The following is a 13331-nucleotide window of genomic DNA, read 5'->3' on the forward strand; positions in this document are numbered from 1 at the left end:
CTAAATGATCTTCAGGGATCCAATCGCTCAAATACATCGGAAACAATTCACCTTGTTCCGTGGAGTAAGATTTAAATTTTGCCATAAACCACACACCCTTTTTTACCAGATAAACAGATTACAGTTAAGTTTCGCGACGAAACTATGCTTTTCCTGTTTCGTCGGACAGACTCCTAAATGTCCGGTGAAAAATCGCAGGACGCGACGAACTCGCCGCCTTCCGAAAAAAGGCAGGCCGGAATCATTATGTTCCAGCCTGCCTTTGTATTTGTCTTCGTGAACCGCCTTGATCAGAGCGTCACATTCGTTTCCTTCCCGCCAGTCTACTGAACGGCTTCCTTCAATTTTTTGACATAACCGGCGCGAATGAACAAGAAATAAACGATTTGAATCACCGTGAATGCGCCCAGCACGAGCGCCGACTCCTTGAACAGATTGACGCCGAACGTATTTTGCAGCGTATTCAGCGCCACGGCGCCATGGACAACGGCAACAACAATCGGCACGAAGAACAGCAGCCCGATCTGTACCGATACGATCCTCGACAACTCGCCCTCCGTTAGCCCCAGCTTCGTAATGGCGCGGTACTGCACGCAGTCCTGAGGCAGATCGGCATACAGCCGGAAGTACAGGAAGCTGCCCGCGGCGACGAAGAATACGGCTCCAATGAACAGACCGGTTAACAAAATTTGTCCGAACGACTGATTATTTTCATGCACCGCATAGGCTCTGGAAATAAACTCGTATTGCTTTTCGCCGCCCTCCAGCAGCAGGTTCAGTTCCTTCGATACGGCCAAGGTGCTCCGCCAATCCGTCACATCGTACACGAAAGAAGCGGAATCCTCCTGCGATGCGGGCATTGCTTGAAAGGCGGCGTCCGATATGACCGCTACGTCCGCATAGCCGAGCTGCTGCAGCCGAATCGGCATGACGCCGCTTTGCGTCACAGCGAATACGCTGCCGTCCTGCGATGCGATCTTCCCGGTTTGTTCGCGGGCTCGCCCGCCGAATCCCATATCGTCGGGATAAAACAACAGGGCGTCCTTATCCCCGACCACCGCGTTGTCATTCATCAAAAAGTTATATTCCGTCACGGATACAAATTTATACGTTTTATTCGTCGCGGTATTTGCAGATGATTTTTTATGGATAACATACGGCTTATAATCGATCCCCGCATTCGCCAACGACTGCTCGATAAGCGCCGTCTGCTCCGCCTCGAGGCCGTTGCCGGAGTAAGATTCGTATTTCATGACGGGGAGCGCCTCGGACAGCTGGCCCGTAAACATGGACTTCATTCCGACCAGCGTGCCGATAGCGCAAAAGGACACTGTCGATATCATGGCCACCAGGAAAAACATCCGCGCGTTGTCCTTCATGCGGTAAGCAAGATCCGACAGCGTAACCAGGTTCGTGCGGCTGCGGTACAACTCCTGATTTCCCTTTAGCTTGCGGATGACATAAACACTCAGCTGCGTAAACAGGAAGTAGGTGCCTATGCTGACGATAACGGCCACAGGAAGCAGCGCAAACAGCACGAGTACGCCTTTGACGATAAAGGCCGCGGCATAGCCGACGGCAAGGAGTACAGCGGCAAGTACGGCAAGCGGCGCGGAAGCTTTCGGCTCCGGTTTCGGCTTGGCCGTTCCTTTCAGCAGATCGATGAGCGAGCTGCTGCGCAGGATCATCGCGGTGAATAGCGAAATGAACAGAAACAGCAAAGTGAAGGCGGCAAAAGTCAGCAAAGCCGCTCTTATCGGCCAATAGAAAGCGAGCGGCTGCTCCAGCGTCAGCAGGGAGGTGCCCAGCATAAGAATGCCTTTGGACAGCAGCAATCCTGCGGCAATCCCTGCTGCAGTCGAGGCCAGACCGATCATGACATTTTCAAGAAACACCAGCCGTCTCAGCTGCAGACCCGACATCCCCAGCATCATGCCGATGCCGAATTCCTTTTTGCGCGATTTCAGGAAGGCGCTCATCGAATATAAAATAAAGAAGAACGTAAATACATAAATAATGTATTGCGATACGTCCATGCTCGTCTTGGCGCCCTGGCCATAAGAGCCTTTATCGGAAAAGTTGAGGTCGGGGTGGAACGCGAGCATCGAGTAAACGAAGAAAATCATGACCGAAAACGCGCAGCTGAAAAAGTAGCCGGCGTACAGCCGCTTGTTGCGGATGACGTTCTTAAAGGCGAACTGACGAAAGTTCATCGGATGCCCCCCCTAAAGACGTAAGTACATTCATAATATCCTCGAAAAATTCCTTGCGGCTGTCCATCCGCTGCAGCTCCCGGTAAAGCATACCGTCTTTGATAAAAATAATCCGGTCGCAGTAGCTGGCCGCCTGGGCGTCATGCGTAACCATCATCATCGTTGCGCCGTCGTCCTTGTTCAGCTTTTGGAGCGTTTCCAGCACGTCCTTGGCCGCTTTGGAATCGAGATTGCCCGTAGGCTCGTCGGCCAAAATCAATTTGGGATCATGGACGAGGGCCCGGGCGATTGCCGTGCGCTGGGATTGTCCCCCGGATATTTCATACGTGCGTTTATTCAATATATGAGAGATGCCGAGCTTGTCCGCGATCCGGTTCACCCGCCCGTCCTGTTCGGCGACGCTAATATTTTCCAATGTAAGGGGAAAAATAATATTTTCTTTGACGGTGAGCGTACTCAGCAGGTTGAAATCCTGGAAGACGAACCCGAGCTCCCGGCGCCGAAACAGCGCGAGCTGCCGCTTATTCAACCCGAACGCGGGCTTCCCGTCGATATACACCTCGCCGGCCGAGGGCTTGTCGATCGTCGAGATGACATTGAGCAGAGTCGTCTTCCCGCTGCCCGAGGGGCCCATAACTCCGACGAATTCGCCCTTCTTCACCGTAAAGTTAAGATCGGACAACGCCCGGTAATTTACCTTGCCTTCATAAACCTTGGAAACATTGCGAACTTCCAGCATAATCAGCAAACACTCCTTTAAAGAATCTTTATCCACACAGTAACCGTTCGTGAAAAAAGAAACCATTGATTTCCCTTACGCCAATCTTTCAATTTTGTCATGTTGGAGGTCGGGGATTTCCGAATGGGGGTTGGAGATGGACGGGGGAGCTGGAAATTTGGAAGGAACTCATACTGTTTCATCCAGATTTGGACTCGGTGTAGTAGCCCGCTCAATGTATCCGTTTCAATAGCTAATATAGTGAATACTATGAGTACAATAGCCGCGGGGATCATACACAGTGGAATAGCAACAGGCTTCCTGAAGTTAACGCCATGGATTACACATATGATGTATGGGATCAATTAATATCCGCTACTAAAGACGGCAGAACGGTAACTTACAAGTATAATGGAGACGGGCTGTTATACGAGCGTATGGAAAACGGCCTGACAGAGCGTTACTACAGGAATATCTTCGGGCCAGATGGTATGATCCAAGTATGGGACGGTTTATTAGTGAGGATCCGTATGAAGGGGATATAAACAATCCGCTGAGTTTGAATTTGTATACGTACTGCCACAAGTCACCTCTTGGATGTGTTGATCCGAGGGGACACTATGATGAAATTTTGGATCAGTATGTTACAAGGGCGGCGGATGTACAGAGAATAATTGAACTGACCGATGCTTTGGATCATGGCGATGCAACCGTAAAAGTAACGCTTCTAGCGAAGCTGATGCGATAAGGTTCAGTTATCGATCATCGATTCCAACAAGTAGATGGAACAGTGATTGGTTTGGAAGGGTCTCAGTCCATGAACTTGGTAACAAAGTTCATTATGATGAGCTAATGAGGCAAAGGGGCAAGAACTTCCGAGCGCTTTACAAAGGCAATTCCCCAAAACTGAGTTTGAGTTTACACCGAGGGGGGCAAAAGGGGCTGATGTAAGGGTAACAGGCGGTAAATACCCTTCCGAGTACCCGGTTTTCAACTTGGGAAGCAGATAACGATTATGGAGATTTTAAACCTCGATCAGCATCCGGTGAAAAGACATTTGATAGGGATGTAGCTCGTGGTAAACTCCCGTCTAATACCCAAGCCTTTACAGACTCTGGGCGATGTGAGCAAACGTGCTTGTATTTTATTTTTTATACGGTATAGCTGGTTAATTAGGACCTTTAAAATGTGATTTCCTTGCCGTCACTTAAATACCCCTTAATTTCAATTTTTTCAAGATGATACTTACTTAACTTATCAGGTATAACATACCAAATAATATAATCTTTGTTGGTTTTTATTATATTCGCATCATTTATTTGAATATTTCCTCCATCGCTATATTTCACAGTAACACGCTCAATATTCTTTCTATTGGTAGTTCCATAAAACATTTTAAAATGATCTTCACTGCCACGATTCGATTCGATATACGATACATTTATGTTCGCTTCATTAGGACGTTCAAGTGTACCATCCTTTAACTCTAACGATAATTTTTCTTCTTTTTTGCTGAAAAATGCTGAGTTTAACCCTTTTTCAGTTTCATAAAAGGCTATAACTCCTTTTGAAGAATTTTGAGTGGAAATTAGTTCCTTAAAAGTTATTTCTTCTTTTTTAATCTCGGTTTCTATGTTGGTGGAAGAAGATACGTGGTTACTATTACAACTTGTGATAATTAAAACTATAGTCATTAACAGTACATATATTTTAATCATCCTTATCAACCTCTTTTCTGCAATTTTTTTCGATTTTAGCTTGCACACTAATAGCTGCTGAAAAATAAAAAGCATTTTAACAAAGTAATAAGTGTGTATTTTAGTTTACACCATTTATTAGGAATATTCAATTTTTTTCCAAAAAAGTATGTACAAAATAAAAAAAATGTGATAAATATAGTATTACTGAGGCGCCCAGTAAATAAAAGGAAAAGGTGGTAAAATTAGTTGAGTAAAAAAATCTTACCAGTGATCGCTGCATTAGCCCTCGTCGCTTCTGGCTCCTCCGTATTTGCTGCTTCTCCAAGTGGTGAATCTGTTGAACTTACATCTGAAGATGTTAAGTTTGGTAAAATGTTAAATTTTAATGATGAAGACTTGAAAGATGCGCAAGCTAAACAATTTGTTTTGGAAACAAAACAACGTCATGACAAAATTCTGGACAAGTATGCAAAGATCAAAAATGATCCTGATTTCGAAATTATTGCGGATAACGGGAACGGCCTTTTCGCGTATACATATTCTAAAAGCGTGAAGACCGCAGAGGATAAGGACCGTTTCTTTAAAAAGGTTAAATCATTTAAAGGTCAATCCCAAACAGTCGATGCGATTACTAAGAAGTATAGATTTAACAGCTCTAATGGATATATTGAAACATACTTTAGCGATACGGTAAGTGATACTGACTTTGGAAGCCCTGAAAAGCTTACTGCTGATGGAGGAGGAACCATTCAATGGTTCGCTCAAACATCTGGGGTTAGTGATTGGGATGCACTTGCTTCAATTAAAGATGTTTTTAAAATTGATTATGATTCAGTTCAATCAACTTCTAGTATTACAGTTGGTGGCAGTGTAGGTACGACCACAAGTGGGAACGGCAGTGTTACTGCGGGTAGTACTGTATCCACTACGACTGCAACTATTACGATTGATTGGCCTAGCAAAGGACCATACCATTATTATGATAAATCGTATGGCACCATTCAGGTAAGTGCTCCCAATATAACAAAGTATACTCATGAATCTACAAATGTAGCAACTGTCGCGGGAAGCAATATCGCTAGCATGGCGAGTGATTACACAAGCATTTGGTAAATAATTAAATAAAACTTTTATTTCGTTATAACTTATTGCTAGTAATAGCAATAAGTTATAACCTTTATTAGGAGTGTTTCCGGAAATGAAAGCATATGTTATTGTTTCACTTTTGATTTTATCGTTAATTTGTTTATTAGTAGTACTGCCTAAAATCAGCGAAAAAAGTACTCAAACTTCAGTTGGTAATTCGAGGACACATTTGGATATTAATAAGATCGATAAAGGAATATTTACGATTCCTCTTATCCATCAATCTTTAAAAAAGTCTTATTACTCCAATCAAGAGCCAATACAATTTAGTTCTGTAGGGTTATTGAATCCTAATCCCGATCTTTATAATTTATATTGGAGTATTAATAATATTCAAAAGATGGGGTTAGATAAAAAAGAATTAGCGAAATATATAAAATATTTACCAGATTCTGAAAAAAGCACAGCATATCCAGAGTTGCTTAAAATTAATTATATTACAGGGATTTACAAAGCCCTTGATTTCAACGATTATGACAAACAACATTATTTAAAAATTTTAATGAAACACTATGATGTTGATATGGGTTTATTCTATTTTGATAAAAAAGATGACCCATTAGGTAGTAAACTAGGAGCAACAATGGAGGCACTGGACGTTTTTGAAAGTCTAGATCAAAACAATCCTTACAGGGAAGAAATGTTAGAAAAGAATCTAATGCTCTTAAACGACGATAAGTATTTTGAATCAACTAACGTATATGATTCTCTAAGCTCCGGGGCTGTCATTATTTCAATTATTAAAAAGTTGGGATACCATTCAGAGGATTTAAATAATAAAATGAAGGACAGAATGGAGTGGGTATCATATATAAATAATAATTTGACAACCCTTTTAAAAAAGGGAGAACTGGGTTCATTTTTATATTTAAGGAATATAAAGTCGGTTAACGATTTCTTTGGATTACCACTTACTATTTCTAAAGAGAACTTAGATCTGGTTTCGAATGCACCGATTCAACAAATCGAGCCTCAATTGTATAATTTTGTTATTGAAATCTATGATGCGGTTGGCAGTTCTGATTATCCTTATTTGGCTGAATATAAAGCGTATATAGAACAGTCTATGTTAAGTGGATTTAATAAAGGACATGTTGTTACTGAGAATGTTGAGGATAATTATTATGGACTTGTTCTATCCAAAGATTTTCAATACAAATTTGATGAGGAGCGTATTCATCAAAATTTAAATCTTTGGTACATACGTAATGTCGAAGAAAATTCCAACATTACAGATTATGCGAAATTAAGGCAAATTTATTTTTTATTACTAAGTAATAAGTTGCTGAATGTTTCAGAAATCAATGCGAATCTTATTTCGAAAAGCGTAATTAATTATTTGTCTGGATTAGATCTTAACGATAGGTTGAATCTTACAGGAAAGACGCTTAACAGTTATGAAGTAGGTTTGAAGATTTTTGATTTATTAAATGTTAAGGTTCCAGACACGATAAAAAAAAATGGGACGCTCCTAATCAATCAATTGGATCAAGATGGAGAGATTTATAAATCGATTAGTGTTGTGAAACTATATAACACAATGAGTTTAATAAATTACAACAATAAAATGCAGCGATCTAATATAACAACTAAAATAAGCGAAACTTTGAATTCACTTTATACTCAGGGTGGCTACAAATCGAAAGTTTCGGAGGAAGTATTACCTTCTATAGTTTTTACCTACGAAGCAGCACTTTTAAAGAAAAGCATAAATACATTGGATGTAGGTGAGATCAATGGATACAAGAATTTTTTAACCTCCGAAATTACCAAGGATCTGATTCTAGGTTATAGTAATAAATCTAAGAGTCTAGATTTAAGGTCTTTATATTATGGCTGTTTATTAAGTACACTTTATAAATCATAGCCATTTTGATTGAGAGGTTTTGTAATGGGATGTTAATATCCAAAGTTATCCTATGTGTAAAAAAGTTTGCACTATTGTCTCTATTAATATGTTTATTGGCATTGTTAGTAATCCAAGAAGGAAAAACATATGATATCGATAAATTGCATGTAACAGCCCAAGGATTGGATATAAAGAAATACTTAGGTCTATATGACATGGAATACAGAAACCTTTCAGGAAATGGTGTCACAATTGCCATTATTGATTCGGGAGTGCAGCAGCATAATGACTTGTCTGGAAGCAGAATAATTAAATTCGTAGATTTTGTAAACAAAAAAATTGAATCGTATGATGATAACGGCCATGGTACTTTCATCGCGGGCATCATCGGGGCAAATGGCAAATTAGTCGGTATTGCACCGAATTCAAAATTTGTTGTATTAAAAGCCTTAGATCGGGAAGGAAAAACAACTTATGAAAGACTAGAGGAAAGTCTCGAATGGATAATAAATAACCAAATTAAATATGGTATCAAAATAGTAAATTTATCACTAGGTATCGATAACTTCCATCCAAATAACAATGATTCTTTGTACAAGTTGTTTTATAAAATGAAACAAATGGGGGTCTTGGTAATATGCTCTGCAGGAAATAGTGGTCCCGAAAAAAATACTATTGTTTACCCCGCTGAAAGCAGCGACGTTATCACCGTAGGATCCGTAAACAATAAGATGACCTACGATTACGAAGATGATACAATCATGTATACTTCCAGTAGAGGGGATTCTAGTGGGGCTAGAAGCTACCTATGCAAACCTGATATTGTTACTTTTGGCGCGGACATATTTAGTTTAAGTTATAAAGACAAAGGGTCTTATGAAACACTTTCTGGAACCTCATTTTCGACTGCAATAGTTTCAGGTCTTAGTGCTGTATTGATGGAGAAATATCCCGATATGAATAATTTATTCATTGAGAACCTATTGAGAAGTAGCACCATTCCTCTAAAAAGCCAGAATTGTTTCGAGCAAGGAAGAGGATCGATCAAGATGTGATTGGGTTTAAATGGAATAAACGTAAAAAGGTTTGCGGAACCCTACTCTCCAGAATCAACCGGTAAGGTCGAGCGATCTAACCGAGTCGTCGACTCTTTCCTAAGCGAGGCCGCGCTCGAGAAGCCGAAGACGCTCGAGCGGCTGAACGAACTGTTTCAAGTCTGGTTGTCGGAGTGCTACCAGAACAAGCCGCATTCTGCGTTAGAGAAAAAGTTAAGCCCGGAAACCGCCTACCGCAGCGACAAGAAAGCGTTTCGGTTCCTGGATCCGGACGTGCTAGCGAACGCCTTTCTGCACTGTGAGACGCGCAAGGTACACGTCCGGCTGTATCAGCTTCATGGATCGCAAATACGAAGTCGGTCTGCCCTTCATCGGCTGCACGGTGGATGTGGTGTTCGACCCGGCAGATATCTCGGAGCTTACGATCGAGTACGAAGGCCAGTATTTTGTGTAAACTCTCAACATCGATCTATGAAACTTATAGTGCCGCGGCTTGACATGGAGCCTCTGTGGGCATAGTAATCGGCGCCTATCATGCGCCCCCTCCACGTAAAGCCGCCGCTTTCAGCGTACCCGGGTACTGAAAACCATGGACGACGTGCAGTCAGCGTTAAAGGAGCTGTTTGCTGAAACTCTGTAGGAAAGTTAATATCGCTCAGATCCAATACCAACCATCTTGGGACTGATACTTTCATAAAAAACCACCAAAATCCAAAAAGAGAGCCCCTTGCTACTACGAGGCTCTCCCTCCTGCTGCAGCTGCCTTGACGTTGAACCTATTCGCTCAAGCTAGAGCTGCTATCTCGTCCGTTACAGCCGCTCTGTTATCCAGATCAAGCGTTCTGACAAGTTACCAGTATTATTTTTTCCGATCAAGGCTTCGGACCCTCACGCCAGCCCATGCTTCTGCCGTGGCCGCATTACTCGCCGAGCTTCAGCCAGCTGTCCCAATCGTGGATGCTGTAGCCCCGGAAGGAAGCATGGCCGCTGACTTTGCTAATCATGGAACCCAGCTCACCGGACATGGCGGCCTGTCCTTTACCGTAAAAGCTGCCGCCGGCTTCGCCGCTGTCGACCGTATCGATGGCCACAAGCACGGGAACGCCGGCTTGATCCGCCTCGATAAGCTCTGTCCTCACCGACTCTTCAATCCCGTCGGCATTGTCGACATAAGCCATCAGGGTCACCTGGTCCATACGGCGAAGGAACCAGTCGGACAGTGTCGTCCGGCCGCCGTAGCCGTCCCTCACTTGAAAATGCTCAAGCCAGACCGGCATATCCATCCCGACCGTCAAATCCGAATCGGATTTGACCTCTTCGCGGAACCCGCTCACCGTATCCATCCATAAGCCCATCACGGCATCGGGATCATTCCTCCATTCAGGCAGAACATACGGCTCGACGTCCAGATGAATGCCCGCGAACCGCTCATCGGGTTGAACCCGGCTATTGTACTGCTTCACCCAATAGATGAAATCGTACATCTTCTTATTATGCTCCGGAAGCACCCAATTCGGCGCTCCGCTCAGAGCATGGACGGCGATGCCTCTGGCCTTGGCTTCACGGATAAAGCGGCTGTAGTAAGATTCGGGATAGTCCGTATCGATAAACAAATAGACCCGGTTCACCCGGCGCTCCGTCAGCATCTCCAGTGTATTGCCTTCGTCGATGGCATACGGATTCCACATCCAGGTACTGACGACCATAGGTTCTGCAGCCTGCACTACTCCCATCAGCTGCAGCTTGGATGGCAGCGGAGAGGGCAAGAAGGCGAGCGCCTGAAATGCGACGATACAACTTAGTATGATTTTGCCTGTGCGTCTGCTGCGTTTCAACCATCGTATCTTTTTCACTAATCTACTCCTTGTATATAAATCTTGAGCGACATGGTTACGAAAAGGCAGCCACCTAAAATCATTCGAGGGAAATTCAGGAAATGATAGGGTGCGGCCTCTAACGGAGAACGGATTGACGTATGCGGGCAACCGCCAAACCACGACAACGCAGGAGATCATGACGAATACGCCCTATGTGATCAGCTGCTCGTATATCATGCCTGCGGAAATGCAGGAACGCCAGTTCGTTCTGAAGATCGTCTCGATACGAAGATGGCGGCTCCGGCGTCGACGACGACCGTAAGGTTCGTACGCTTTCAGCTTGGCTAAGCCAAGGTTCAAATTTGATATGATAAAAAAAGTAAGCAGCCGCCTTATCCTAGGGCAGCTGCTTTTTTATGTGAAACCATCGCGCAGGCTTCAGCCCTTATAGCCGAGGCCGGAGGAAATCGTGCGGGTCGCGGTCAAAACCGCCGCCGTCCACTGCTCTTGGGCCGGGACCATCCGATCGGTAGGGCCGATCGTACTGATCGATGCGATAACCTGACCCGCTGCGTCAAAGATCGGGGCTGCGATTCCGGTAACGCCGACGTTGCGCAGATTGGAGCTCATCTCATAGCCGCGTTCGCGGATAGCGGCCAATCGCAGTTTGACGTCCTCCGGGTCCTTAAGGGAATGCGGCGTAAAAGTCCGAAGCTCCTCGCCGAGGACGGCGTCGATAAATGCCTCGTCCTGAAAGGCGAGAATCGACCGCGATGCGCTCGTTGCGTACAGCGGAAAGCGGCGGTACACCTCGATATCGAAGCGGATCGGATACTGAGAGTCGATCTTGTCGACATAGATGGCATCCTTGCCGTCGATAACGCACAGGCAGACGAGCTCCTTCGTAGCGGAAGCCAGATTGAGCAGATAGGGACGGGCAAATTCGACCATGTTATGATCCTTGAGCACTTTGTTGCCGAGCTCAAGCAGCGTATAGCCCAGCGAGTACTGCTTATTGTTCGGGTTTTGACGAATAAGCCCTTCGCTCTCCAACGTAATAAGGAGCTTGTGGACGGCGCCTTTGGACAAGCCTAACCGTTTGCTCAGATCGGTAACGCCCAGCTCTTTGGGCGAGTCGAGGAACAGCTTCAACAGATGACAGCTATTTTTAACGGAGGACAAATACGTTTCCATTGGTTTCCTTCTCCCTTAGACAAGTACGAAAATATTGGTATTTTATCACAATGCTTTCATTTTTCCTAGTGGAAGCCTATTCATTCTGAGAGGCCGGCAATGGCCCGGAACGATGAAGAAGCGAAGGCAATTAGCAATAAAATTTTGAACATTTCCAATTGATAAAACGGATATTTCATGCTAATATCGTTTTATGGTTCACATATAGTATACATTGTTCGCGCATAGTGAACAAGATGAAATTGCAAAAACTTTTACTTATCCTTGTTTAACCCAGTAACGAAGCCGGCGGCAAACGAACCGGCAACGCTCGTTCCCGTCTTTGAATCCGCTTTCTTCACATTCACAGGGCCAGGGCGGCTTATCCCGGCCGAGTGGCGGCATTCATCTCTTCGGATTTTTACGGCCGTTTCTTACGTATTTGGCAAGGCGTTTGCGGCAAGCGATAAGCCGGGCTGTCCGGCTGCCGCTCCTGCGAATTCCTACACCATATAAACAGCAATTATAAGGGAGGATCATCATGAAGAAAAAGACTATCTCCGCATTATCTGCCGTACTACTGTTTGGAAGCATTCTGGCGGGCTGTGGTTCGTCGCCCGGCAAACCGGCCGATCCGGCTCCGGCGGCTGAAGGTAAAACGGCGGACGGTTTGAAGCCGGAGAAGCAGTTGGTAGTGGCAGGCAACGGCGCAACCGTCGAGCAGCTGATGAAGGATGAAATTTTCAAAAAGTTCAATGAGAAATACCCCGACGTCAAATTGACTTACGTCTCCGGCGTTTCCACTGAAATCGTCGCCAAAGCGAAGGCGCAAAAGGCGTCGCCGCAAATGGACGTAACGATCGTGGAAGGCGGGGAGCAGGAAGCGGGCCGCGTGGAAGGATTGTGGGAATCGCTGAGCGAGGCGGATATTCCTAGTATGAAGAGGGTGTCCGGCGACTTGAAGATGAAGGACAACAGCGGAGTAGCGGTCAATTTTACGCCGATGGGCATTTCGTATAACGAAGCGCTCGTGAAGGAGAAGAATCTCCCGGTGCCGGCTTCATGGAACGATCTGACCAAACCGGAGATGAAGGGCAACCTGACCTTGTCCGAAATTTCCAGCAATTTCGGCCGCTCGACGTTGATCATGCTGGCCTACGCCAACGGCGGCAGCGAGAGTAATATGGATCAAGGCTTCGCCAAAATGAAAACGATCGCAGGCTACATGCCTACATTTGCGAAGAGCGCTGCACAGCTCCAGCAAAACCTGCAAAACAAGAGCGCCGTTTATACGACCTGGACGATGGCCCGCAGTCTGGTGCAGAAGGATGCCGGGCTGGAGCTGAAATTCGTCGTGCCGAAAGAGGGAGCCAATCTGGTGCCTAACGTAGCGACGATCGTCAAGGGAGCCAAAAATCCGAATGCCGCCAAGCTGTTCGTCGAATTCCTGCTATCGGACGAAGTGCAAAAGCTGTATGCCGGCAAGCTGTATTATAACCCTGCGACAGATGTGAAGCTGCCGGACGATACGGCGAAGCAGCTGGAGTTCGATCGCAGCAAGGTTGTGAAATTCGATCTGGAGACCGTAGGCGCGAAAACGCCGGAGTGGATTGACCGGTTCAACAAAGAGATTGCACCCAGTGTAGGAAAATAGGTGAGA

Annotated in this window: 11 protein-coding genes and 1 pseudogene; 7 read left to right on the forward strand and 5 right to left on the reverse strand. The window is 45.0% G+C overall.

The features are described 5' to 3' along the window. Window positions 1-323: 323 nt before the first annotated feature. A complete protein-coding gene (locus N0M98_RS28990) occupies window positions 324-2213 on the reverse strand; it encodes an FtsX-like permease family protein (RefSeq protein WP_259619941.1) in 1890 nt (629 codons plus the stop codon). Beyond that, window positions 2188-2952, reverse strand: coding sequence for an ABC transporter ATP-binding protein (locus tag N0M98_RS28995; protein WP_249866228.1), 765 nt, complete (start codon window positions 2950-2952; stop codon window positions 2188-2190). Before N0M98_RS28995 ends, N0M98_RS28990 begins: the two co-directional genes overlap by 26 nt. A 406-nt stretch (window positions 2953-3358) precedes the next feature. On the opposite strand from N0M98_RS28995, the gene N0M98_RS29000 reads away from it, so the two are divergent. Continuing rightward, complete coding sequence (locus N0M98_RS29000; RefSeq protein WP_259619967.1) at window positions 3359-3679, forward strand: RHS repeat-associated core domain-containing protein; 321 nt, start codon at window positions 3359-3361, stop codon at window positions 3677-3679. A gap of 433 nt (window positions 3680-4112) precedes the next feature. On the opposite strand, the gene N0M98_RS29005 is transcribed toward N0M98_RS29000, so the two are convergent. Beyond that, a complete protein-coding gene (locus N0M98_RS29005; protein WP_259619942.1) occupies window positions 4113-4649 on the reverse strand; it encodes a hypothetical protein in 537 nt (178 codons plus the stop codon). Between the two features lie 228 nt (window positions 4650-4877). Here N0M98_RS29005 and N0M98_RS29010 point away from each other — a divergent pair, with 228 nt between their 5' ends. The 4 genes and pseudogenes from N0M98_RS29010 to N0M98_RS33995 form a co-directional block, all read left to right on the forward strand. Next, window positions 4878-5744 carry a hypothetical protein gene (locus N0M98_RS29010; protein ID WP_259619943.1) on the forward strand — a complete coding sequence of 289 codons (867 nt, stop codon included), beginning with the start codon at window positions 4878-4880 and terminating at the stop codon, window positions 5742-5744. A gap of 85 nt (window positions 5745-5829) precedes the next feature. Beyond that, window positions 5830-7644 (forward strand): hypothetical protein, encoded by a 1815-nt coding sequence (locus tag N0M98_RS29015; RefSeq protein WP_259619944.1) that lies wholly within the window; start codon window positions 5830-5832, stop codon window positions 7642-7644. Between the two features lie 29 nt (window positions 7645-7673). Next, complete coding sequence (locus N0M98_RS29020; RefSeq protein WP_259619945.1) at window positions 7674-8681, forward strand: S8 family serine peptidase; 1008 nt, start codon at window positions 7674-7676, stop codon at window positions 8679-8681. A 30-nt stretch (window positions 8682-8711) separates the two neighbouring features. Beyond that, window positions 8712-9120: pseudogene (locus tag N0M98_RS33995) on the forward strand (Mu transposase C-terminal domain-containing protein); the annotation flags it as partial. A gap of 481 nt (window positions 9121-9601) precedes the next feature. On the opposite strand, the gene N0M98_RS29025 reads toward N0M98_RS33995, so the two are convergent. Then, window positions 9602-10534: a hypothetical protein gene (locus N0M98_RS29025; RefSeq protein WP_259619946.1), complete on the reverse strand. Its 933-nt coding sequence runs from the start codon at window positions 10532-10534 to the stop codon at window positions 9602-9604. 91 nt (window positions 10535-10625) lie between these two features. Here N0M98_RS29025 and N0M98_RS29030 point away from each other — a divergent pair, with 91 nt between their 5' ends. After that, window positions 10626-10820: a hypothetical protein gene (locus tag N0M98_RS29030; protein ID WP_259619947.1), complete on the forward strand. Its 195-nt coding sequence runs from the start codon at window positions 10626-10628 to the stop codon at window positions 10818-10820. A gap of 116 nt (window positions 10821-10936) precedes the next feature. On the opposite strand, the gene N0M98_RS29035 is transcribed toward N0M98_RS29030, so the two are convergent. Further along, entirely contained in the window at window positions 10937-11692 is a 756-nt protein-coding gene (locus tag N0M98_RS29035; RefSeq protein ID WP_259619948.1) for an IclR family transcriptional regulator, read from the reverse strand. 520 nt (window positions 11693-12212) lie between these two features. On the opposite strand from N0M98_RS29035, the gene N0M98_RS29040 reads away from it, so the two are divergent. Continuing rightward, window positions 12213-13325 carry an ABC transporter substrate-binding protein gene (locus N0M98_RS29040; RefSeq protein ID WP_249864637.1) on the forward strand — a complete coding sequence of 371 codons (1113 nt, stop codon included), beginning with the start codon at window positions 12213-12215 and terminating at the stop codon, window positions 13323-13325. Window positions 13326-13331 lie beyond the last annotated feature (6 nt).

It is taken from the genome of Paenibacillus doosanensis, from assembly GCF_025060755.1.
Lineage (GTDB): Bacteria > Bacillota > Bacilli > Paenibacillales > NBRC-103111 > Paenibacillus_S > Paenibacillus_S doosanensis.